Below are 22,015 nucleotides of genomic sequence, written 5' to 3'. Positions count from 1 at the left end.
TGGTGGCGCCGGCCGGCGCCGGCCCCTGCGCACAGATCACCTCCACCTTGTCGGTCTTCTTCGAATAGATGATCGCCGGCATGTCGCCACCCGGGCCGCACAGATGCGGCTCGACGATCTGCAGCACGAAGCCGGTGGCGACGGCTGCATCGAAGGCATTGCCGCCCTTTTCCAGAATGCTCATGCCGACGGCCGAGGCGATCCAGTGGGTGGAGGTGACGACGCCGAAGGTGCCGAGGATTTCGGGACGCGTGGTAAAGTCAGTCATGGGTCTTGCCCTTCATGTCCGATGTCAGTGTTCGCGCGGGTCGAGCGCATCGCGCAGCCCGTCGCCGAGAAGATTGAAGCCGATCACCACCAGAAAGATCGCGGCGCCCGGCCACATCGCCATCCAGGGGGCCTGGGAGAGGAAGTTCTTCGCAACGTTCAGCATGGAGCCCCAGCTGGCCGCCGGTGGCTGCTGGCCGAGGCCGAGAAAGGAGAGGCTGGCTTCCGCGATGATGGCGGTCGCAACAGTCAGCGTCGCCTGCACGATGATCGGGGCGGTGACGTTGGGCAGGATGTAGCGCAACATGATGTCGAGATGGCCGAGGCCGACGGAGCGCGCACCCTCCACATAATCCTCCTGCTTGACGGCCAGAACCTGGCCGCGCGTCAGCCGCACGAAGATCGGCATGGCGGTCAACCCGATCGCGATCATCGCATTGCTGAGGCTCGGCCCCAGAAAGGCGGCAAGCGCGATCGCCATGATCAGGAAGGGCATGGCGAGCAAGGCTTCGGTGATGCGGGAGATGACGAGATCCACCCAGCCGCCGAAATAGCCGGCGAGGATGCCGAAGGGCACACCGATCACGACGGCGATGGCAACCGAAACGATACCTGCCAGAAGCGAGGCCTGGGCACCCCAGATCATCCGGGAGAGAATATCGCGGCCAAGATCGTCCGTGCCGAGCCAGTGAGCGGCGGACGGCGCCTTGCGGATGGCCGACCAGCTGGTGGCGATCGGGTCCGGGATCGGCAGGATCGGCGCAGCAAGGGCAAGCAGCGCGAAGAAGGCGATGATCACAAGCCCCGCCAGCGCGCTGCGGCTCCTTTTCAGCTTGCGCCAGGCGCGGCTTTCGGCGCGCGCCGGCGGCATGCCTGTCTGTTCGATGGCGGTCATAGATTGGCCCTCAGACGCGGGTTGAGCAGGACATACAGCACGTCGGCGATCAGGTTCATCAGGATGAAACCAAGAGCGGTGCACATCACGACGCCCTGCACCACCGCGTAATCGCGGTTGAAGACGGCATCGACGATGAGCTTGCCGAAACCCGGAATGGTAAAGATCTGCTCGGTCAGCACGGCGCCCGCCAGCAGCTCGCCGAACAGGAGTGCAGTCAGCGTGATGACCGGCAACAGCGCATTGCGAAAGCTGTGCGACAGCACGACCTCGCGCGGCGAAAGCCCCTTGGCGCGGGCGGTGCGGATATAATCGGCGGAAAGTACGCCGAGCATCGCCGAGCGGGTGTGGCGCATCAGCGTGGCGGCCAGTGCATTGCCCAGTACGAAAGCGGGCATGATCATCGTCTGCAGCGAGCGCACGGGATCGACGAAGATGGATTCGTAGCCGGAGGCCGGCAGCCAGCCGAGCTGCACCGAAACCAGCAGGATCAGCATGATGCCAAGCCAGAAATTCGGCACTGACAGGCCGGAAAGCGCCAAAAGGCTCGCCACGTAATCCAGAACCGTGTTCTTTTTCACCGCCGCCAGAATGCCCATGGGCACACCGATCGCGAAGGCGAAGATCATCGACATGATCGCCAGCTGGATGGTGACCGGAAGCTTTTCCTTGATGAGTTCGAGGACCGGCTGGTTGGTGCGCAGGGACATGCCGAGATCGCCCTGCACGACGCCGCCCAGCCATCGCACATACTGGACCGGGATCGGGTCGTTCAGATGGTACTTTTCCCGCAGCAGTTCGAGAACTGCCGGGTCACGTTCTTCACCCGCCATGGCCAGCACCGGATCACCCGGCAGAAGCTTCTGGAGGGAGAAGACGAAGATGGAAATGATCAACAGCGTCGGAAGCGCGACCAGCAGACGCTTTGCGATGAAAACAGGCATGCGCCTTCCTTTTCAGGGATAGAGCGGAGGGGGTGCCGCGGGCTGAACTCCGCGGCACCCGGGAAGACCTCAGCCTTCCTTCTTCATTCCCGTCAGACGGATCATGCCATCGGGATTGGGCACGAAACCGCTGACGCTCTTCTTCATCGCCCAGATCCACGACTGGTGGCCGAGATAGATCATCGGCAGGTCATCGTTGAGGATGGCCGCGGCGGCATCATACTTCTGCTTGCGCACCGTCTCGTCCGTCGAGGCGCGTGCCGCGTTCAGCAGTTTGTCGACCTCGGGATTGCAGTACTTCGTGTCGTTGAGGCCCGCATTGCAGGTGACGAACTGGTGGATATTGCCATCCGGATCGACACGGCCTGACCAGTCGGAGCGGCTGAGCTGGTAATTGCCGGCCGTCTGCTCGTTGAGCAGCGTGGCAAATTCCGTGGATTTCAGCTGCACGTCGAAGCCGGCTTCGGCGACCATCGACTGGACGATCTGCATCATCTGCTGTGCAACCGGGTTGTTGGGCACCTGCATCTCGACCGGGACGCGGTCGAAACCGGCCTGCTTGACGAGCGCCTTGGCCTTTGCGACGTCACGGGCCGGCACCGGGATGTTCTTGTCATACCAGGGGCTGTTCGGCGGGAAGGGCTGATTGCCGGCAACGGCGGTGCCTTCATAGACGATCTGCATCAGCGCTTCGCGGTCGATGGCAAGCGAAAAAGCCTGACGCAGCCGCTTGTCCTTGCCGAACGGGTTGTTGGCGCGCGCGCCGTTGCCGACATTGGCATAGAGCGACATGTAGCCGATATTGACGACGGCCTCGTATTTCAGCTTGCCATCGCCCTTGACCGACTGGGCGTCGGTCGCCGCCAGGCGCTCGATCATGTCGAGATCGCCGGAGCGCAGGTTGGCAAGGCGTACGGTGGAATCCGGAATCGGCAGGTAGGTCACCTTGTCGATGAAGATGGCGTCCTTGTTCCAGTAATCCTTGAACTTCTCGAGCACGATGCGGTCCTGCTGCACGCGCTCGACGAACTTGAAGGGACCGGCGCAAACCGGCTTCGAGCCGAAATTGGCGCCAAGTTCCTTGGCGGCCTTCGGCGAGACGATCATGCCCGCGCGGTCGGAGAGCTGGGCCAGCAGCGTGGCATCCGGCTGCTTCAGCGTGAAGGTCACCTCCAGCGGCCCGGTCGCTTCAACCTTGGCGACAGAGGACAACTCGCTCTTGCGACGCGATTCCGGCAGCGTCAGGTTGCGCTCGATGGTGGCGACGACGGCTGCGGCATCCATCGTGGTTTCGTCGTGGAACTTCACGCCGTCCCGGAGCGTCATGACCAGCTTCAGGCCATCATCGGACCACTTCCAGCCAGTCGCCAGCTGCGGCACGATCTTGAGGTCCGGCGACACGTCGACCAGCTTGTCGCACATCGCGGTATAGACGATGCGGCCGACGAAGCTGCGCGACTGGGCCGGGTCCAGCACATCGGCATCATCCTGCAGGCCGATTTTCAGGTCTGCAGCGGCAGCCGGCAGAGCCGTCAACACGCCAAAGGCAAGCGCCGTCGTCAGGCGCAAAAATCCGTTCATGATCATTCTCCTCTGATCGATCCGTGTCTCTTTCACTGGTGCCGGCTTGTAACCTCCGGCGTCCCCCAATCGACGGGCGCGCGCGCCCGCCGCAATCTCAGGCCAAAACGGGTTCACCGGTCGGCGGCATGGCAGCATCCTGTCCGTCATGGGAGGTCTCGCGGATGAGACGCTCCTGCAGCATCAGCAGGTGCCGGCGCATGGTTTCGGCTGCCCGCGCGGGATCGCGCGCGGCAATGGCATCGATGATGTCCTCATGCTGGGCATAGGCCATTTTCACCGCATCGCCGTTGCGCGCGCGTTCGCGGATGGCCTGCCACGCCTCGTCCTGCCGCACGTGGTTGATAAGGTCGAAGATGCTCAGGAACAGCTGGTTGCGCGCGCTCTGGGCGATCTGCCGGTGAAGTGCACCATCCCAGAGTTCACGTGCATCGGCGTCGTCGCTCTCGCGAATCTTGCGTGCCAGTTCGCGCATGCGAACCAATTCCGGCGCTCTGGCCCTCAGCGCCGCCAGCTGCGCCAGCTGCGGCTCGATGCGCAGACGCACCTCCATGATCTCCATGAAATCGGTTCCGGCGACGATGGCGCCGACATCGGCCGAAAGCGCGTCCGGCTTCTGCCCGAGGAAAGTTCCGGCACCCTGGCGACGCCAGACTTCGCCTTCAGCTTCCAGCACTTCCAGGGCCTGGCGCACGGCACGCCGGCCGACGCCGAGACGCTCCGCGAGATCACGCTCCGTCGGCAGCTTGCCGTCCACCCCGAAGCCCCCGGCGCGCAGCAGCTCGCGCAGCTTTTCCAGCGCATAATTGGCATTGTCGGGGTGGCTTTGGGGCTGAACCATTTTTGGAACCAATTTCAGATTGGTTCAATCCAGCCATCATCTGCGAAGGGTGTCAAGCCATAATCTGGACACAAATGATGCAAGCCCGAGAAAGAGGCAGGCCGACGGATTTGACGACACATCGCGCGCCTCTCTGCCTCTGCGGAATGCAAAGACAAGGTTGGAAAGAGGCCGAGTGACCATCTTGTCAGATAGCATGTTCATCTTGTATGACAAGAAAGACATCAGTCACGAGGATCCCGATGAGCCTTCCCACCTATCCGACCGTTTCCCCCGATGCCGGTGTGCACCGCCGGGTCCTGTCCGAAAATGCCGACCTGATGGTGGTCTCCTTCCGGTTCGAGACCGGCGCGGAAGGCAAGCTGCACAAGCATCCGCACGTGCAGTCCACCTATGTGGCGAGCGGCCGGTTCCGCTTCTTCCGCGATGGCGTCCCTTATGAGCTTGCCCCGGGCGACAGCCTCGTCATTCCCGGCAATGTCGAGCACGGCTGCCAGTGCCTGGAGGCCGGGGAACTCATCGATTGCTTCACGCCGCGCCGCGACGATTTTCTGGCCGTGCCGACACCCTGACGGGATCGACGCCAAAGCATTAAAAAATGCCGCGCGGACAGTGTCACGCGCGGCATCTGTATTGCTGTTGCGAAAGACGATCAGGCCGCCTGATGCAGACGGATGTTGAACAGCGGGCCTCGGCTGAATCGGCTGAGCGACTTGGCCGCCGCCAGCACCGCGAGATCGATCAGCGGTTCGAGCAGGATGACGCTCATATAGGCAAGGCCGAAGGCACCGACATTGCCGAGGTTTTCCGCGGTGAACCCATGGCCGTAAAGCGCCCAGAAGGCGACCCAGGCCACGATGCCTCCCTGATAGGCGGTCGAGAGCGCCAGGGCCTGGCCGTATCTGAGATCCACATAGGCGGTGCGGCGGGGAATGATGCGCCGGGCCAGCAGGCTGATGCCCCACAGCGGCACGAGCAGCGTGGTCACGTTCATGCCGTATTGCGGCAGATCGAACGGGGCAAAGAACAGGCCCTGCAACAGGAGGCCAGCCGCCAGTCCGATGGCCGCAGCGCCGGCCCCAAACAGCAGCAGAAGGGTCGAGCCCAGAATGAGGTGAACCTCCGAAACGCCGACCGGATGATGCGGCAGCACTTCGAAGAAGCAGAACACCAGCGCGGTCGTGGCGAGGCTGCGCAGCGCAAGCGCCGGCAAACCGCCGTTGTCGCGCAGGCCGTCTGCCGCCATCTTCACCGTCAGGCCGAAGCCCACGGCCGCCGTGGCATAGCTGAGAATGATCTTTGCGCCGTCAACGACGCCTGGTTCGATATGCATCTTGGTCCCTCTTGTCCGCGCCCACCGCGCGGCTGGAAAATGAAAAAGGCGTCTCCGCCCGGCTCCGATGGCTGGTCTCCTGGCTCGCGGTTCCTCACTTCGCCCGCCTTCCCAGCTCTCTTGAAGCCAGTGGCATCCGGACGTCATTCGCCGCTTACAGTTGCGGGGGCAGCCATGGTTTCGGCGCCTTGAGGCGCCCCACCATGTTCCCATTTAACCCGGCTTCCCTTGAGGAAGGCCGGGACCATCACGGGGATGTTATCGTTGCCGGCAGGGTCTTGGCAACAAGGGATTGCGACAATCCCGTATCGCCCTCGCCCGGCAGTTTCAGCCCGGAACCCGGCTTGCCTCGCCAAGCACGTGATAGGCGCGCTGGTAATAGGCAAGTGCTTCGTCCGTGCTGCCGGCCCGCAGCGTGACGACACGGCAGAACAGGACCTTGTGCGTGCCCACATCGACCGCCTCTGCCACACGGCAATCGAAGGAGGTCACGGCGTCGGACAGAACCGGCGCACCGGTGTCTCCGGTTACCCAATCGGCAGCGGCAAATCGCTCCTCCACCGGCGTCTTGCCACCGAACAGGGAAGACAGCCGCAGATGTCCCGGACCAAGGGTGTTGACCGACAGCACGCCGTTGGCCTCGAACGTGGAAAACACCGAACTGGACCGGTTGAGACAGACAAGCAGGGTCGGCGGCGTATCGGTCACGCTGCACACCGCGGTTGCAGCAAAACCCGCGCGGCCGGCGACGCCGTCGGTCGTGATGATGTGCACGGCGGCGCCCAGCCTTGCCATGGCATTGCGGAACGCAGCCGGATCGATCGTCGCGGCCCCTTCGAGGCTGGCAGTCTGGATGGCGTTCATCGGACAACTCCTGAAAACCTGGCCAGCCCTCAGGCGGCCGTGGGGGATGCTTGAGATGGAAGGAAGGCGGAGAGGGCAAGCGCATGTTCGAGATGCCGCGCCACCGAGGCTGCCAGATCCTCCCGCCAGGGGCGGGCGACCAGCTGGATCGCAACCGGCATCCCCTCACGACCGACAGCCACCGGCAGAGTGACGACCGGAAGGCCGAGATAAGAAAAGGGCCGGGTGAGCGAGGTCATGGCGCTCACCACCTCGTTCATCCGCTGTCCGGCCCCCACATCGACCTCGCGGTCGAGCGGCGCGACGAAGGGCATGGCCGGCAGCATCAGCACATCGCAGACGCCGAAGACCTCATCGAGGAAGCGGGCGAGCATGACGGCACGGATCTGCAGCGCCCGGACATAGACGGGACCGGGAACCGCAAGCCCCTGCGAGATCCGCATGCGCACCTGCGGTCCGTAATCCTCCGGACGCTCGCGCATGCCGTCGAAGTGTACGGCGGCCGCCTCGGTCATGGCAACCGCATTGGCAAGCTCCGTCACCGCCTCCAGCGCGCCAAGCGCGACATCGCGCACCTCTTTCACCGCTTTGTCGAGGAGGCTCGCGACCTGCTGCATCGCGCCACCAACATCCGCAGAAAGATTTTGCGTGAAGGCGCCCGTCGCAAGACCGATCCGGAGGCTGGACAAATCCTCCGACAGCGACCCCAGCGGCGCGGCCATGCAGGTGGGATCGATGCCATCCGGCCCGCTGATCAGAGAGAGCATCAGCCAGGCGTCCTCGACGTTTGCGGCAAGCGGACCGATGCAATCCTGCGAGAAGGAGAGCGGCATCGCCCCGTGACGGCTGACACGCCCCTGCGTCGGCTTGATGCCGACCGTTCCGCAGCAGGCCGCCGGCAAGCGGATCGAGCCACCCGTATCGGAGCCGAGCGCCGCGAGAACCACACCACCGCCGACCGCAGCCCCCGACCCGCTGGACGAACCGCCGGTCACGCGCGCAGGATCGATCGGGTTGATCGCCCGCCCATGATGATGATTGTGCCCCGTCGGCCCCATGGCAAATTCGGACATGTTGAGCCGCCCGATGGAGAGGCTGCCGGCCGCCTCGAGACGCGCCATCACGGTCGAGGTTTCTCTCGCCACGTGGCCCGCACGGATGCGCGAGCCGCAGCCGGTGATACGGCCTTCGACATCGAACATGTCCTTGTGCGCCAGCGGCACGCCATGCAGGGGCCCGGGCACGTGCCCCGCAGCGAGTGCCCGGTCGGCCGCGCGGGCACGATCAAGCGCATGCTCGTGATCGATCGAGAGAAAGGCGTTGAGACGTGGCTGGCTGGCGTCAGCCCGTTCCAGCGCGGCCTGCGTGAGTTCCACGGAGGAGATGGTGCGGTTGCGGATCGCAGCAGCGGCCACGGTCAGCGTGGAGGGCGTGTCAACGCTCACGTCCGGCCTCCCGCAACATCAGGGCCGTAAAATGGGAAGGCTCGACCGAAAACAGCGCGTCGTCGCGGGCAAGCGCATGCGCGCCGATGGCCGGCGCATCGCGCCCGATCTCGCCGCGCATGGCAATGTCCTCCGCCGCGTTGGCCGGGCGTTTCCAGAAGGCGCGGACCAGCCGGTCCGGCAGCATATCCTGGCCATCCATCAGCTGAACTCCTGCGGCTGGCGATTGCGCACGAGCTGGCTGAGCGCTACAGCAATGACCAGCGCGCCGCCATAGAAGAGGTTCTGCACATAGGCATCCGCGCCCAGCATGGTCAGCCCGGTAATGCCGGTGACCAGGAAATAGACGCTGATCACCGCGCCAAAGGCATTGAACCGTCCGGGCGAGATCGTCGTTGCCCCGAGAAAGGCGGCGGCGAAGGCCGGCAGCAGCAGATTGAGGCCGGAGAGCGGATCGGCAGAACCGGTCATGCCGGCATAGAAGACGCCGGCAAGGGCCGCGATTACCCCCGAGATGATGAACGAGATGGCCCTGACACGATCGACAGGAATGCCGTTGAGGCGCGACACCTCGCGTCCGCGCCCGACAAACAGCAGCCGGCGGCCGGCAATCGTATATTCCAGCACATACCAGATCACGGCCGCCAGAAGGAGCGCATAGAAGAAGGCGAGCGGAATGCCGAACAGCCGGTTGATGATCACCCATTCGACCAGCGACATGGAGACACCGGAAATGGTCTGCGACTTGCTGATCCAGAGGATCAGGCCATTGACGAAGGTGCCGACGCCGAGGGTGACGATCAGCGAGTGGATGCGGAAATAGAGCACGAAGAAGGCGTTGACCGCGCCGATCACAAGCCCGCTCGCCAGCGCGATGACGAGCGTCGGTGCGAGCCCCCAGCCATCACGCGCGTTGAGAACGCCGATCAGCATGGAACTCATGGTCAGCGTCGAGGCGCCCGACAGATCGAAGTCTCCCGAGGTCAGCGGAATGATGATGCCGAGCGTGAGCACCACCAGCACGGCCTGCGAGCCGAACATGGTGGAGAAATTGCGCCAGCTGAGGAACGAATCCGGCATCAGGATGCCGAAGATCACGATCAGCAGCAGCCAGGCACCGACCAGCGCAAAGCGTTCCCCCTCCTGCTTGAGGTTGATGCGCGGCGCACGAACCGGTGCGGCGGGTTTGGCGGACATCTCGAGGGTCGTCATTCTGCGGCCTCCGCGGTTTGGCTTTCGCTGTAGAAACAGGCTTCGGTGATGGCTTTGCGGGTGATCTCCGCGCCGCGCAGCTCCACCACCGGACGGCCGCGGGCAAAGACGAGAATACGGTCGCAGATCTGCTCCAGCTGCTCGTTATCGGTCGAGGCGCAGAGAATGGCAGTGCCGTCGCGGGCGGCCCGGTCGAGGGCAGAAAAGATCTGCTGGCGGGCGCCGAAATCCACCCCTTGCGTCGGCTCGTCCAGGAGAAGCAGGCGCGGCTTCGTCTGCAGCCATTTGGCCAGCAGCACCTTCTGCTGGTTGCCGCCCGACAGCGAGCCGAGCGGCAGCTCCGGCCGGCGCGGACGCACATCGTGCAGCTCCGAGAGATGGCCGGCCGTTCGCAGCATGCCGGGACGATCAAGACCGAGCAGGCCGCGATGGTCGGGCAGCACCGGCAGGGTGATGTTGTCGGTGACCGACAGGCTGCCGACACCGGCCGCCCCCAGCCGGTCGCCCGGCAACAGCGCAAGGCCGAGCGCCTGTGCAGCTGCCGGCGTCAGACGAGAGAGATCGATGGAACGGCCATCCAGAACCATATTGCCTGTGGCCCTGACCGCACCGAACAGCGCATAGGGAAGGCTTGCGAAACCAGAGCCGATCAGGCCGGTCACTCCCAGCGTCTCCCCCTCCCCGATCGACAAATCGAAGGGTGCTGCACGACCCATCGCGATGCCGGTGACGGTAACGGCAGGGGGACGGGCCTCGACGCCTCTCGCCTTGGCGAAAGCATCGATCCGGCTGCCGACGATGGTGTCGAGAATGGCCTGGCGCTCGGTCACCTTCGTCTCGAGGATATCGACCAGTTCGCCATCGCGCAGCACGGCCACGCGGTCGGTGATCTCGCGCACCTCGTCGATATCATGCGTGACGATCACCACGGAGGCGCCGCTTGCGACGATGGAGCGGATCAGGCCGAACAGCCGCTTGACATCCTCGGCCGGCAGGAAGGGGGTCGGCTCATCGAGAACGAGGATGCCCTCGCCACCGTAACCGGCATCGGAGGCCTTCAGATCCTCGAAGGCGCGCACGATGGCGACGAAGGCGCGCTCGACCGGCGACAACTGGGCAATCGTCGCAAAGGGATCGATCGACAGGCCGAATGCGGCAAACTGCTCGGCGACGCGTTTTGCCTCGCGCCGCCAGTTGACGAACCACGGCGTGCGGGTGCCGAGCGCCGTCACCCGCATGTTTTCCACCACCGTCAGCGAGGCAATCAGGCCGAGATGCTGGTGGACGAAGGCAACGCCGCGCTTCTTGATCTCCATCTGGTTGAGCGGCAGCGGCATGGTCTGCCCCCAGAGGATCACCTCGCTGCCCTCTTCCGGCTGGTGGAAACCGGCAAGAACCTTGATCAGGGTGGACTTGCCGGAGCCGTTCTGGCCGAGAAGACCGAACACCTCGCCGCGCCGGATCGACAGCGACACGCCTTTGAGCGCCTGAAAATTGCCGAAGCGCATGCGGATGTTGTTCAGGTGAAGCACGGCATTGTCGGACATGGCAGGCTCCTTGTCTGACGGCGTTGCGTCACTTCAGCTTCCAGAGCTTGCGAAAACCCTCCAGATGGGCATCGCCATAGCCATCGTTGAAGTTGGCGGGAATGCCGGCGGTCTTGATGTTACGCTCGTCGAAGATCAGCAGCGGCACGTTGAGCTTGGCTGCAGACGGCAGGCCGCACATCATGCGCATGATGTTGTCGATCGCAGCATAGCCGGCCCAGCCGAGGCTTTCCCCGATATCCATCTGCACATGGTTTTCGCGCACCATATCCAGCACGAACGGCGTGCCGTTGAAGCTTGCGATCTTCACCGCGCCCTCGGATCCGGTGATGCGCAGCGCCGGCACGACGAACTGCGACATGGAATCGTAGATCGGCAGGATATAGTTGATCGTGGGATCGGCGAGCAGCGCCGACTGTACGCCGGGCTGGATCTTCGTGGCCCATTCGGAGACCGGCACATCGAGATGCTTCTGCTTGCATTCGGGGCAAAGCGCCTTCAACTCGGCCTGGATCGACTTCACGAAGGGAATGGAGGGCAGAACGTCGGAAGAGCCGATGATCAGCACATTCGGCTTGCCGCCGGTCTTCACATAGGCCCAGGCCGCCAGCAGCTTGCCGGCGCCGCTGAAATCCACCTTTGCGGAATAGTCCACGCCCTTGAACTGGTCCTGCGTCACGTCATAGAGGTGCGTGGTGCTTATCTTCAGCCCTGCCGCCCGCGCTTCCGCCAGCTGCGGCCCGAGAACTTCGGGATTGAGACCGCCGGCAATATCGAGCGCATCATATTTCTGGCTGATCGCCTGCGATACGCCCTGGATCCACTGGTCCACCTTCAGCTGGTTGTCCCAGGTCGTGTAGGTGAAACCCACCTCCTTTGCCGCAGCCGCCATGCCCTTCTGCAGCTCCACATTGAAGGGAATGGTCATGGAGATCGGAATCGAGAGCACCTTCTTGCCGGCCATGCAGGCCTTTGCGTCAAAGGCATCGCCCGGCGGCGTGAAAACCGGCATCGTCTCGTGATCGGCAACGATCGCCTTCGCATCGCTCATCGGATCGGCAGCCCCGGGCTGCGCGGCCAGAAGCGATGCCGTGGCGGCAAACAAGGACGTGAGCAGAAACTGGCGCATCTTCGACATTCCCCTTCGTTATCCCCGGCGGACGGCAAGCATCCCCGGATGGCCATGCCCGTTTAAAGATAATGTACGGACATAAACGAGAACTCGTCAACGTGATTCTGCCTAAATTTTTGCACTGCACATAATTGCATCAATTGCCGGAATTGGCACAACGCAGCCTGATGGCAGTTTCATCACCGCGCCGCAGCAAGGGGCACTTTCGGGGCTCAAAATGAAAATGCCGACCCCGAGGCCGGCATTTTCATTCGGTATGTCTGTACATGATGAAGTGAATTGAGACGTCAATCGTCCTTGCGATGCGCCACCCACGCCGCCACCATGCCGCCAAAGCCGAACAGCGAAAAGCAGAGAAAGCTCGCGCCGTAGTGACCGGTCAGTGCATAGAGGGCGGCGAAGGTCGAAGGGCCGACGATGACGCCGATGAAGGTATAGACCAGTGCGCCCCCGGTGATGGCCCCCACCCGCGCTTCCGGCGCATGATGGGCGACCTCGGCCAGCAGCACGCCGTTCCAGCCGATGGTGACGGCCCCGATCAGGACGAACAGCCCTGCCTGCAACACGAGCGGCAGGTTGGCCAGCCAGTAAAGCCCGGCAAAGCCGCAGCCGCCGAGCAGCCCGAGCAGCGACAGGGTCAGCAAGCCGCCGCCGATGCGATCGGCAACGACACCCCAGAACACACGGCCGAAGGCGCCGGCAAACTGCATGGCCGCCGCCACGGCACCGGCAGACAGCAGCGACCAGCCCGCATCATGCACCAGCGCCACCACGGCAAAGGCGGAGGCCGAAAGCTGCATGGCGGAATAGGCAAAGCCAAGCCCGCTCAACGTGCGCAGCGGCCGGCTTTTCCAGATGATCGACTGCTCCTCGATAAAACCGCGTCCGAGCGAGCGAGGCTTCATCGCCTGCTTCGGCTCCGCCGCATGGGTAAAGGCCAGCAACCCCATGGTGGCGAGCGGCCCGACCGCACCGATCAGCAGCGCCTCGTGCCAGCCGAACCGGGCAGACAGATAAGGGAAGGCGAAGCTCGCGCAGATGCCACCAAGCGGGACCCCCGCCTGCTTCAGCGAAAAGACGATGTTGCGCCGGTGCTGGGGCGTGACCCGGCTCAGCATTTCCGACGAGGCCGGATTGTTGAGACCATAGCCGAAGCCGATCAGCAGCGAGGCAACCACGATGACCGGCACCAGTGCCGTGGCGATACCGGCAAAGCCGACCGCAAAGAGAACGAGGGCCAGTTGCTCCACCTTCACCGGGCCGTAGCGCTGAACGAGCGTTCCAGCAACCGCCGAGGACACCATGCCGGAGGCGTAGATGAGGCTGATCTGGTAGCCGATCCAGTGTGCGCCGATCCCGAGATCGTGCGCGACGGAGGGCGCGATGGCGGTCAGCGCCAGAACGCTGGCTGTTGCCACGATCTGGATCAGGGTTGCGGCGGCAAGGGTCTGCAAAAGCGAGGATGCCGGCGCCAGACGCCGCTCTCCCGCAAGAATGTCCGACATGCGTGGAAGCCTTGGATTGCGTGTGGGAAACGAGTATTTGTACGTACTAACTGATTTCAGGATCTGGCGCAACCGATCGACCGTGCGGGGCTGCCATGCGGAAACCGTTTGATTCCCCTCGCAAAAGCCTGTTGATGGAGCACCGATCGAATGGATGACACAACGATGACGGAGCAGATGGAGCATGCACCGGGGGATGCACAGGGCATCGACGCCGAATGGCGCCCTGAACTTGCCACCGCGCCGCTCTACCTTCAGGTGGCTCATCATCTGGAAGCGCGCATCCGCAGCGGCGAATTTCCCGTAGGTTCGCTTCTGCCGACAGAAAACGAACTGGCAGCCGCCCTCGGCGTCAGCCGCCAGACGGTGCGCCAGGCGATTGCCACGATGCGCACCGGCGGGCGCCTCTCCGCCCGCAAGGGCGTCGGAACCCGCGTTGAAGCCGGCATGGACGTGGCGCGCCGCCACTTCATTGCCCATTCCCGCTCGGAACTGTTCGAGGTGGCGAGCAATACGGAATTCGTGATTTCCCACCGACGGGAAATCTCCGCTCAGGGCAAGCTGGCGGTGGAACTCGGCTGCCGGCCGGGGCGGCGCTTCCTGCACATGACGGGCGTGCGCTATACGGCCGCGCGGCAGAAGGCCTTCTCCTGGAACGAGGTCTATATTGACGCCCGCCTGGCGCCGGCCGTGAAGGATGTGGAGGTGGCGAAATCCGCCATCTTTCATCTGATCGAAGAATATACCGGCGAGATGATCCATGAGATCCAGCAGGACATCAAGCCGGTCGCCCTCGCCGCGGAGGTCGCGGAACAGATCGGCTGCAGGGAAGGCGACCTCGCCTTGCAGGTGACCCGCCGCTACTATGGCAGCGGTCGCCGCCTGATCGAATACGCTTTCCAGATTCTGCCGGCCGATCGCTTCACCTATACCACGACGCTGCGCGCCGAGACCTGAGGCGTATCGTCCTCTCCGGAATCGCCGTCACTTTCAGCATCTGCGCATGATTCGCGCGGCGTGCCTGCGTGCGCTTTTTAGCAAAAAGCACACAAAATAGGCATGCACAATTTCACGACATTTCATGCTGGACAGCCCCGACAAAGTTTGCATTAGTTCGTACATAAAAACTTTGAACAGGTCCGAAAACGACGACAAGGGGAACTGCACATGGATATCGGAGTCTTCATTCCCATCGGCAACAATGGCTGGCTGATCTCGACGGCATCACCGCAGTACAAGCCGAGTTTCGAGCTCAACAAGCAGATCGTGCAGAAGGCGGAAGCCTATGGTCTCGACTTCGCGCTTTCGATGATCAAGCTGCGCGGCTTCGGCGGAAAGACGGAATTCTGGGACTACAATCTCGAAAGCTTCACGCTGATGGCGAGCCTTGCCGCCGTCACCTCGCGCATCAAGCTGTTTGCCTCGACCGCCGTGCTGACACTGCCGCCAGCCATCGTGGCACGCATGGCGACCACCATCGATTCCGTCGCGCCCGGCCGCTTCGGCGTCAATATCGTCTCCGGCTGGCAGATGGCCGAATATGACCAGATGGGCATCTGGCCGGGCGACGACTATTTCGGTTACCGCTATGACTATTCCACCGAATACGTCCACATCATGAAGGAACTGTGGGAGAAGGGCGAATGCACCTTCGAGGGCAAGCACTTCACGATGAAGGAGTGCATGATGAAGCCCACGCCGGAGCACAAGATCGAGATCGTCGCCGCCGGCCAGAGCCCGCGCGGCATGAAGTTTGCGGCAGAATATGCCGATTACAACTTCGTGCTCGGCTCCGGAATCAACACGCCGACGGCCTATGCCCCCGGTAATGAGCGCCTGATCGAGGCAAGCGCCAAAAGCGGTCGTGATGTCGGCTCTTACGTGCTGTTCATGGTGATTGCCGACGAGACCGACGAACTGGCCGAGGCCAAGTGGCAGAGCTATCGTGCCGGCGCGGACGTCGATGCGCTGGCCTGGATGGCGGATCAGGGCAGCAAGGACGCCAATGCGGACGCAAGTTCCACCGCACGCTCGATCAACCTGCCGGAAGGTGCGGTAAACTTCAACATGGGCACTCTGGTCGGCTCCTATGCCAAGGTCGCGAAGATGCTGGACGAGGCCGCCTCCGTGCCCGGCACCAAGGGCATCATGCTGACCTTCGACGACTTCCTGATCGGTCTCGACCAGTTCGGGGAGCATATCCAGCCACTGATGGCCTCGCGCAGCCAGATCACCTCGGTGGCGGCGGAATAAGCTCAGTGGCGATGTCATTGACGGTCGATGCGGGGAGCATCCTCGATCCGCTTCAACTCGAAGATCCCCGCGAGGCCGATGCAAGACTGGAGGCCGGCATCACCTCTGCCGACCTTCTTCAGCCTGCGGCGCCGAAACCGGCGCCGCTTCGCAAGGCGGTGCGAGAGGCAGGCGTGGCGGACCTGCTGTCGGCCTATGGCCATGGCAGCCTGACCCCGAGCACGGCTCTTGATGCATTGAAGCATGCCATCGCCGGCACCCGGGCAGGCGCTGAGGCCGTGCTATGCTTTGCAGCAGATCTCGAAACAAGCGTTGCGGAAAGCGACCGTCGCTGGCGTCACAAGAATCCGCGACCGCTGGAAGGCGTGTTCTTTGGCGTGAAAGACATCATCGATGTGGCGGACACCCTCACCACATCCGGCTCACGCCTCACCGGCAATCGCATCGCCCCCGCCGATGCCGATGCCGTGGCACGCCTGAGGGCGGCGGGCGCCATACCGCTTGCCATGCTTGCCACCACCGAGTTTGCCTGCGGCTCGCCCCACAATCCGCGCTTCGGTACAGTCACCAATCCCTGGGATGCGACGCGCTGGACCGGCGGCTCGTCCACCGGGTCGGGTGCGGCGCTTGCCGGCCGGCTGATGCCACTTGCACTCGGCACCGATACCGGCGGCTCGATCCGCGTTCCCTCCTGCTGGTGCGGCACGACCGGTCTCAAACCGACACGAGAGCTGATTTCAAGGCAGGGCGTTGCGCCGCTCTCCTGGACGCTGGATCACGTCGGCCCGATGGCCCGCAGTGCGGAGGATATCGCCATCGTCTTGCCGCACATGACGGCTGTGGCGCCGTCCACGCCGCCGAACGGGACCCGAAAGCTGCGGCTCGGTGTGCCCGCCAACTGGTTTACCGAGAGCGTCGATGCCCACGTCATCGCCAATTGGACGGCAGCACTCGCCCTGTTTGAGGCGCAAGGATGCGAACTTGTGGATCTGCCCGGACTCGACATTCAGGCGATTCACGAAGCGGGCTGGACCATTCTGCTTTCGGAACTGGCCGCCTATCACGCCTGCCGCATCGATGAGGCGGATCGTTTCGACGCGGGGCTGGTGGCCCGGCTGAAACAGGGCATGCAGATCTCCGCCTCCGCCTATGGCGAGGCATTGCGATATCGCGCAACTGCCCAGAGGAATTTTGTCGCTCTCTTCCACTCGGTCGATCTCATCGTAACGCCCGGGCTTGGCGGCGAAGCCGGCTTTCTGGATACGCTCACGGTGGAGATTGACGAAACGGCCCTGCCCTTCCAGCAGGTCATCTCGCGCAACACCATGGTCTTCGACTGTCTGGGCCTTCCGGCCCTGATGCTGCCCAGCGGCGTGGGTCGAACCGGTCTGCCAACCGGCATTCAGATCATCGGGCCGCCCGGTTGCGACGGCCTCTGCCTCTCCCTTGGGATCACCTTCCAGTCCCTGACAGACCATCATCGCCGCACACCGCCGGGTCTTTCGCCATGACAATCGTCTCCCCTCCCCTTCACCAGCTCACCGCGCGCGAATGCCTCGAGCTGATGGCGCAGGATCGGCTGACGGCGACCGCGCTGGTCGAGGCCTGCCTTGCCCGCATCCGCGAACGGGATGCCGATGTGCGGGCCTGGCTTGTGCTGAGCGACGCGGCGCGTGCCGAGGCGGCCCGTCTCGATGCCCTGCCCAAGGCAGCACGCGGGCGGCTGCACGGCCTGCCGATCGGCATCAAGGACGTGTTCGACACCAGGGACCTGCCGACCACCTACAATTCGCCGCTCTATGCCGGCTTTCAGCCGGCAGCCGATGCCGCCGCCGTCGATCTCCTTCGCGCAGAAGGCGCCATCATTATCGGCAAGACGGATACCACGGAATTTGCCGCCTGCGGTCGCGATGCGGCAACCGCCAATCCGCATGATCTCTCCCGAACCCCGGGCGGCTCCTCGGCCGGCTCGGCAGCGGCGGTCGCGGATTTCCACGTGCCGCTGGCGCTTGCCACCCAGACCGGCGGCTCGACCATTCGCCCCGCCTCCTTCTGCGGCATCTTCGGCTACAAACCGAGCGCCGGCCTCGTCAGCCGCGAAGGCATGAAGATCTATGCGATCAGCCTGGATACCGTCGGCTGGTATGCGCGGTCGATAGACGACATCCGCCTGCTGCAGGAGGTGTTCGGCATTACCGAGCGCTTCCGCGAAGACCCGACGCCGGATGCGTCGCTGCGGATCGCCGTGACCGAGACACCGTATCATAGCCGGCTTGCGCCGGAATCGCTGGCCGCGCTCGAACAGGCAGAGCGGCACCTGCGGATCGCCGGTCACCATGTGGAGCGCGTCGATCTGCCGGATGGCTTCGAGCACCTGGATATCGGCCACCGCACCATCCTGCATCGCGAGGGTGCTGCCGCATTCCGCAATCTCGCCCGCCGCCATGGCAAAGCCCTGCATGACGATTTCCATCACCGCGTCGACAATCGCGACAAGCGCAGCCTCGCTGATCTGAAGCAGGCGCAGGACGATGCTGCCCAAGCCCGGATGGCCTTCGATGCCTTTGCGTCAGGGTTCGATCTCATCATCGCTCCCAGCGCACCGGGCTTTGCACCGGTGGGCCGCAAGCCCGGCGACCCGGTGTTCAATGCCTTCTGGACGCTGCTGCAGGTGCCTTGCCTCAACCTGCCCCTGCGGCTCGCCGGTGAAACCCTGCCGATCGGCATCACGCTGACCGCACCGCGCTATGACGATGTGCGTCTGCTGGCGCTCGCAGAGCGCCTGTCGAATACGCTGACAGGCGCTCCCCTTGCCGGGTAGGTCAGATCCGGCGCAAAACTCTCAGGGCCTTGGCAGGGACCAGGCGAAATAACGATCCATCAGCGGAATAAGGGCCGCTCCGAGGATCGAGGAATCGCCCTCGATCTCGCTGACAAGCCGCTCAGGATAGGGGGCATCGATGCCGTAGCGCGGCGCGCTCGGCGATGGCGCAACGGCTGCCAGACACTGGCCGAGCGCCCGCGGCAATTCGCCCCCGAACACGATCGCTTCGGGGTCGATCACCGCCCGCAGCATGTCGATCGCCCGGTTCAGCGCCGGAGTGACCTCCTCCACCCATTCCGCGACGCCCGGCCAGGCGGGATCGAAGCGCTGGCGCAGCTCGCGGACATTGGCGACGGCAAGACCGCGCGCATTCAGCCGCTTCAGCAATTCGCCCAGCGCCGGCCGCGACGGCCCCTCCTCCACAGTGAAGACGCGACTGATTTCGCCGGCATTGCCGAAGGCGCCAAAGAAGGGTTTTCCATCGAGCACGATGCCGCCGCCGAAGCCGTAATTGAAAGACAGATAGCCGAAGGTGGCGAACCGACGGCCGGCGCCAACGGCCGATTCGCCGATGGCCCCGGTGGTGGCGTTGTTTTCCGTCCAGACCGGCAGATCGAACAGCGTTTCCAGCTCGGCCTTCAGATTGATCAGCGACCAGTCGGTGAGGGGTTCCGGCGCGTTGAAGCGTCGGTCGGCGCCGACGAAGAAGCCCGCCATCGAAAAGCCGACGCCGACCAGCTGCGATGCGGCAATGCCGCGCCCTGCCAGCGCCCGGCGGATCTGTTCCTTCAGGGCAAACAGCGTGTCGCGCCGGCGGGTCGGCGGCATCTCCAGCATCTCCTCATGCACGATCCTGCAGGCGAAGTCGCACAGGCCGAAGGAAATGCTGTCGGTATTGACGGAAATGCCGATCGTATACGCCGCATCGGGCTGCAACATCAGCGCCGGGCTCGGTTTGCCGCGACCGTGAATGACCGCATCGCCCAGCATCAGCAGCCCTTCCTCCAGCAGCGCATCGACGATGCGGTGAACGGAGGGCTGCGTCAGGTTCGTGCTGGGCGCCACCTGCGAGCGCATGACGCTGCCCTGCCGGCGCACGATTTCCAGGATCATCCGTTCATTGCCCGACAAGTCACGATGAGTTCTGGCGGGCACGGCAACCTCTTTGCTGATCCTGCAGTCCCCGTTCCCTAGCCGGTCTTCCCGTCTCCCGCAATCGTCGATCCGGGCGTCAGGCTGGAGACATGCAAAATCATACGTGGACATTGATTTGTCTGTGCTCGTTTCCATCGAGTCCACAAAAGGGGATCATCGCAAGCGGTTTCGAGGAAATCTTTCTGTCATATTTATTATACACAAAGCATGATAAATGACCGGCATCCGAAACGATCGGACCATGCAATCATCGACGGAGGAAGACCGGTGCCACCCCATGCCCTGACGATAGACGAGGCGAGCCTCAGCTTCGGCCGGTTTCAGGCACTGAAATCCGTCAGCTTCGCCGCCGAGCAGGGTCAGCTGGTCACCCTGCTCGGCCCCTCCGGCTGCGGCAAGACCACGCTGCTGAAGGCGATTGCCGGCTTTCTGGCCCTGGACAGCGGCCGTATCGAGATCGGCGGGCACGACATGACCGGCATCCCGCCGGAACGGCGCGACACGGCCATGTGCTTCCAGTCCTATGCGTTGTTTCCGCATCTGAGCGTTTCCGACAATATCGGCTTCGGCCTGCGCCAGCAGCGGATCGGCGAGGCGGAGATCCGGTCCCGGGTCGGCACAGTGGCGGAACAGGTCAGTCTCGTCGCCCAGCTCGCCAAGTTGCCAGGTCAGCTGTCCGGCGGCCAGCAGCAGCGTGTGGCGCTGGCGCGAGCCATGGCGGTGCGTCCGGGCATCATGCTGTTCGACGAGCCGCTCTCCAATCTCGATGCAAAGCTGCGCGATCAGGTACGCATGGAAATCCGAGCCCTGCAGCGCCAGCACGGATTTACCGCAGTCTATGTCACGCATGACCAGTCGGAAGCGCTTGCCATGTCGGATCTGGTGGTGGTGATGCGCGCCGGCGAAATCGAACAGATGGGCCGGCCGGAAGACATCTACCGGCAGCCGAAAAACCGGTTCGTCGCGGATTTTATCGGCACGGCGAATATCATGCCGGTGCGCGTGATCGGCCATGATGCCGCAAGCGGCCTGCATCACATCGAAAGCCCACTCGGCCGCCTGACGGTGCGCTCGGAGATCGCACCCGTTGCGAAGACGATCTTTGCCTGCTGGCGCCCGGAAGATGCCGTCCTTGTTGCCGCCGGCGACGAGACCGGTCCCAATCGTGCCACGCTGCGCGTCCTCTCTCGCACATTTCTCGGCAGTCTTTGCGATCTCATCGTGGTGACCGAGGGCGAGAACCCGGTTTCCTTCCGCATCCAGATGCACGGTTTCACCCCGATTGCAGAAGGCGAGCGGATCACGCTCTCTTTGAAGCCGGAAGCGATCCGCTTCCTCGGGGAGGCCGCGGAATGAGTGCGTCCTTCTCCGTACGGCCCTATCTTCTACTGCTGCCGGGTCTGCTGCCGATCCTCGCCTTCATGTCGCTGGTCATCGGCATGGCCCTCTCCCAATCCGTCGGCTATTTCAATTTTTCGGGCGATTCGGGCTTTTCCCTGCGCTTCTGGCACACGGTACTGTCGGAACAGCAGTTCTGGCGGGCTTTCTGGTATTCGGCGCGCATTGCGCTGTTCTCCTCGCTTCTCTCGGTCGCGCTCGCCTATCCCGTGGCGCTCTGGCTGCGCCGTCCCTTCGCCGGTTCTGATCTCGTCAGCGCACTGATCAAGGCGCCGATCCTCGTGCACGGGCTTGTCGCCGCCTTTCTTTACGTGAACTTCATCTCGTTCCAGGGCTTTCTCAACGCGGCGCTGGTCCATCTCGGTCTCGTCGCCCGGCCGATCCGCATGCAGAACGATCCCTATGCCATCGGCGTCGTGATCCTGCAGGTATGGAAGAACATGCCCTTCGCCTTCCTGATTCTGACCGGGCCGGTGCGGGCGATCGGCGACGACATTCTCGATGCCGCCCGTGACCTCGGCGCCGGTGCCTTTGCGAGACTGCGTCGCGTGATCCTGCCGCTGACGTTGCGCTCGCTGCAGGCAGCGCTGATCCTGATCTTCATCGGGGCCGCTGGCGACTATTCCTTCCAGTCCGTCGCCGGGCCAACCAGCCTCAATTCGCTGGCCCAGTACATGGTCCGCATCCAGCAGGACAATGCCGGCCATGGCTGGAACGAGGCGGCGGTGATTGCCGTGATGCTGATGGGGCTCTCGCTGTTCGGGTCGGCGGCTCTGGCAGCCCTGATCCAGTTCCTGCTGCGCCGGACGGGGAGATAGA

General features: G+C 63.7%; 21 protein-coding genes and 1 riboswitch. Of the genes, 7 read left to right on the top strand and 14 right to left on the bottom strand.

Annotated elements, in window-relative coordinates; all coding sequences use genetic code 11:
* The 5 genes from FNA46_RS12145 to FNA46_RS12125 form a co-directional block, all read right to left on the bottom strand.
* The coding region (locus FNA46_RS12145; RefSeq protein WP_185969832.1) for a gamma-glutamyltransferase at positions 1 to 268 on the bottom strand (268 nt) is incomplete at its 3' end.
* 24 nt (positions 269 to 292) lie between these two features.
* Entirely contained in the window at positions 293 to 1,162 is an 870-nt protein-coding gene (locus FNA46_RS12140) for an ABC transporter permease (RefSeq protein ID WP_143125468.1), read from the bottom strand.
* Positions 1,159 to 2,106: an ABC transporter permease gene (locus tag FNA46_RS12135; protein ID WP_143125467.1), complete on the bottom strand. Its 948-nt coding sequence runs from the start codon at positions 2,104 to 2,106 to the stop codon at positions 1,159 to 1,161. The genes FNA46_RS12140 and FNA46_RS12135 overlap by 4 nt, the downstream gene beginning before the upstream one ends.
* Before the next feature lie 69 nt (positions 2,107 to 2,175).
* Positions 2,176 to 3,687 (bottom strand): ABC transporter substrate-binding protein, encoded by a 1,512-nt coding sequence (locus FNA46_RS12130; RefSeq protein ID WP_143125466.1) that lies wholly within the window; start codon positions 3,685 to 3,687, stop codon positions 2,176 to 2,178.
* A gap of 97 nt (positions 3,688 to 3,784) precedes the next feature.
* Positions 3,785 to 4,528: a FadR/GntR family transcriptional regulator gene (locus tag FNA46_RS12125; protein ID WP_143125465.1), complete on the bottom strand. Its 744-nt coding sequence runs from the start codon at positions 4,526 to 4,528 to the stop codon at positions 3,785 to 3,787.
* 242 nt (positions 4,529 to 4,770) lie between these two features.
* Between FNA46_RS12125 and FNA46_RS12120 the strand changes: the two genes are divergently transcribed.
* Positions 4,771 to 5,100: a cupin domain-containing protein gene (locus FNA46_RS12120; RefSeq protein WP_143125464.1), complete on the top strand. Its 330-nt coding sequence runs from the start codon at positions 4,771 to 4,773 to the stop codon at positions 5,098 to 5,100.
* Between the two features lie 80 nt (positions 5,101 to 5,180).
* On the opposite strand, the gene FNA46_RS12115 is transcribed toward FNA46_RS12120, so the two are convergent.
* From FNA46_RS12115 to FNA46_RS12080, 8 genes are all read right to left on the bottom strand, one after another.
* Positions 5,181 to 5,861 carry an energy-coupling factor ABC transporter permease gene (locus FNA46_RS12115; RefSeq protein WP_143125463.1) on the bottom strand — a complete coding sequence of 227 codons (681 nt, stop codon included), beginning with the start codon at positions 5,859 to 5,861 and terminating at the stop codon, positions 5,181 to 5,183.
* Between the two features lie 52 nt (positions 5,862 to 5,913).
* Positions 5,914 to 6,125: riboswitch (cobalamin riboswitch) on the bottom strand.
* 63 nt (positions 6,126 to 6,188) lie between these two features.
* Positions 6,189 to 6,716, bottom strand: a complete 528-nt coding sequence (locus FNA46_RS12110; protein WP_425468733.1) for a flavin reductase — start codon at positions 6,714 to 6,716, stop codon at positions 6,189 to 6,191.
* 38 nt (positions 6,717 to 6,754) lie between these two features.
* The gene (locus tag FNA46_RS12105; protein ID WP_143125461.1) at positions 6,755 to 8,170 is read right to left on the bottom strand and encodes an amidase; all 1,416 of its coding nucleotides are present in this window, start codon (positions 8,168 to 8,170) and stop codon (positions 6,755 to 6,757) included.
* Entirely contained in the window at positions 8,160 to 8,372 is a 213-nt protein-coding gene (locus tag FNA46_RS12100) for a hypothetical protein (protein WP_143125460.1), read from the bottom strand. The genes FNA46_RS12105 and FNA46_RS12100 overlap by 11 nt, the downstream gene beginning before the upstream one ends.
* Positions 8,372 to 9,382, bottom strand: a complete 1,011-nt coding sequence (locus tag FNA46_RS12095; protein ID WP_143125459.1) for an ABC transporter permease — start codon at positions 9,380 to 9,382, stop codon at positions 8,372 to 8,374. Before FNA46_RS12095 ends, FNA46_RS12100 begins: the two co-directional genes overlap by 1 nt.
* The gene (locus FNA46_RS12090; RefSeq protein ID WP_143125458.1) at positions 9,379 to 10,929 is read right to left on the bottom strand and encodes a sugar ABC transporter ATP-binding protein; all 1,551 of its coding nucleotides are present in this window, start codon (positions 10,927 to 10,929) and stop codon (positions 9,379 to 9,381) included. The genes FNA46_RS12095 and FNA46_RS12090 overlap by 4 nt, the downstream gene beginning before the upstream one ends.
* 28 nt (positions 10,930 to 10,957) lie before the next feature.
* A complete protein-coding gene (locus tag FNA46_RS12085; RefSeq protein ID WP_185969830.1) occupies positions 10,958 to 12,058 on the bottom strand; it encodes a sugar ABC transporter substrate-binding protein in 1,101 nt (366 codons plus the stop codon).
* Between the two features lie 290 nt (positions 12,059 to 12,348).
* Positions 12,349 to 13,566: an MFS transporter gene (locus FNA46_RS12080; RefSeq protein ID WP_185969829.1), complete on the bottom strand. Its 1,218-nt coding sequence runs from the start codon at positions 13,564 to 13,566 to the stop codon at positions 12,349 to 12,351.
* 150 nt (positions 13,567 to 13,716) lie between these two features.
* On the opposite strand from FNA46_RS12080, the gene FNA46_RS12075 reads away from it, so the two are divergent.
* The 4 genes from FNA46_RS12075 (at position 13,717) to FNA46_RS12060 (ending at position 18,640) form a co-directional block, all read left to right on the top strand.
* Entirely contained in the window at positions 13,717 to 14,523 is an 807-nt protein-coding gene (locus tag FNA46_RS12075; RefSeq protein WP_143125455.1) for a GntR family transcriptional regulator, read from the top strand.
* A gap of 210 nt (positions 14,524 to 14,733) precedes the next feature.
* Complete coding sequence (gene rutA, locus FNA46_RS12070; protein ID WP_143125454.1) at positions 14,734 to 15,819, top strand: pyrimidine utilization protein A; 1,086 nt, start codon at positions 14,734 to 14,736, stop codon at positions 15,817 to 15,819.
* 11 nt (positions 15,820 to 15,830) lie between these two features.
* Positions 15,831 to 17,330, top strand: coding sequence for an amidase (locus tag FNA46_RS12065; RefSeq protein ID WP_246103047.1), 1,500 nt, complete (start codon positions 15,831 to 15,833; stop codon positions 17,328 to 17,330).
* A complete protein-coding gene (locus FNA46_RS12060; RefSeq protein WP_143125452.1) occupies positions 17,327 to 18,640 on the top strand; it encodes an amidase in 1,314 nt (437 codons plus the stop codon). Before FNA46_RS12065 ends, FNA46_RS12060 begins: the two co-directional genes overlap by 4 nt.
* Positions 18,641 to 18,661: 21 nt before the next feature.
* Here the strand turns inward: FNA46_RS12060 and FNA46_RS12055 are convergent, their stop codons facing one another.
* Complete coding sequence (locus tag FNA46_RS12055) at positions 18,662 to 19,798, bottom strand: ROK family protein (RefSeq protein ID WP_246103045.1); 1,137 nt, start codon at positions 19,796 to 19,798, stop codon at positions 18,662 to 18,664.
* A 267-nt stretch (positions 19,799 to 20,065) separates the two neighbouring features.
* On the opposite strand from FNA46_RS12055, the gene FNA46_RS12050 reads away from it, so the two are divergent.
* On the top strand, positions 20,066 to 21,154 hold the full coding sequence (locus FNA46_RS12050) for an ABC transporter ATP-binding protein (protein WP_246103044.1): 1,089 nt from the start codon (positions 20,066 to 20,068) through the stop codon (positions 21,152 to 21,154).
* Positions 21,151 to 22,014 (top strand): ABC transporter permease, encoded by an 864-nt coding sequence (locus FNA46_RS12045; RefSeq protein ID WP_143125449.1) that lies wholly within the window; start codon positions 21,151 to 21,153, stop codon positions 22,012 to 22,014. The genes FNA46_RS12050 and FNA46_RS12045 overlap by 4 nt, the downstream gene beginning before the upstream one ends.
* Position 22,015 lies beyond the last annotated feature (1 nt).

The organism is Affinirhizobium straminoryzae (genome assembly GCF_007004135.1).
In the GTDB taxonomy this organism is placed as follows: Bacteria; Pseudomonadota; Alphaproteobacteria; order Rhizobiales; family Rhizobiaceae; genus Neorhizobium; species Neorhizobium straminoryzae.
The sequence above is the reverse complement of the archived record's forward strand: the minus strand, read 5'-3'. Positions and strand labels throughout refer to the sequence as shown.

Bases quoted from the DNA above. Each gene is read 5' to 3' on its own strand.
- FNA46_RS12140 (WP_143125468.1), bottom strand. From the start codon at position 1,162: ATGACCGCCATCGAACAGACAGGCATGCCGCCGGCGCGCGCCGAAAGC.
- FNA46_RS12135 (WP_143125467.1), bottom strand. From the start codon at position 2,106: ATGCCTGTTTTCATCGCAAAGCGTCTGCTGGTCGCGCTTCCGACGCTG.
- FNA46_RS12130 (WP_143125466.1), bottom strand. From the start codon at position 3,687: ATGAACGGATTTTTGCGCCTGACGACGGCGCTTGCCTTTGGCGTGTTG.
- FNA46_RS12125 (WP_143125465.1), bottom strand. From the start codon at position 4,528: ATGGTTCAGCCCCAAAGCCACCCCGACAATGCCAATTATGCGCTGGAA.
- FNA46_RS12120 (WP_143125464.1), top strand. From the start codon at position 4,771: ATGAGCCTTCCCACCTATCCGACCGTTTCCCCCGATGCCGGTGTGCAC.
- FNA46_RS12115 (WP_143125463.1), bottom strand. From the start codon at position 5,861: ATGCATATCGAACCAGGCGTCGTTGACGGCGCAAAGATCATTCTCAGC.
- FNA46_RS12100 (WP_143125460.1), bottom strand. From the start codon at position 8,372: ATGGATGGCCAGGATATGCTGCCGGACCGGCTGGTCCGCGCCTTCTGG.
- FNA46_RS12095 (WP_143125459.1), bottom strand. From the start codon at position 9,382: ATGACGACCCTCGAGATGTCCGCCAAACCCGCCGCACCGGTTCGTGCG.
- FNA46_RS12090 (WP_143125458.1), bottom strand. From the start codon at position 10,929: ATGTCCGACAATGCCGTGCTTCACCTGAACAACATCCGCATGCGCTTC.
- FNA46_RS12085 (WP_185969830.1), bottom strand. From the start codon at position 12,058: ATGCGCCAGTTTCTGCTCACGTCCTTGTTTGCCGCCACGGCATCGCTT.
- FNA46_RS12080 (WP_185969829.1), bottom strand. From the start codon at position 13,566: ATGTCGGACATTCTTGCGGGAGAGCGGCGTCTGGCGCCGGCATCCTCG.
- FNA46_RS12075 (WP_143125455.1), top strand. From the start codon at position 13,717: ATGGATGACACAACGATGACGGAGCAGATGGAGCATGCACCGGGGGAT.
- rutA (WP_143125454.1), top strand. From the start codon at position 14,734: ATGGATATCGGAGTCTTCATTCCCATCGGCAACAATGGCTGGCTGATC.
- FNA46_RS12065 (WP_246103047.1), top strand. From the start codon at position 15,831: ATGTCATTGACGGTCGATGCGGGGAGCATCCTCGATCCGCTTCAACTC.
- FNA46_RS12060 (WP_143125452.1), top strand. From the start codon at position 17,327: ATGACAATCGTCTCCCCTCCCCTTCACCAGCTCACCGCGCGCGAATGC.
- FNA46_RS12045 (WP_143125449.1), top strand. From the start codon at position 21,151: ATGAGTGCGTCCTTCTCCGTACGGCCCTATCTTCTACTGCTGCCGGGT.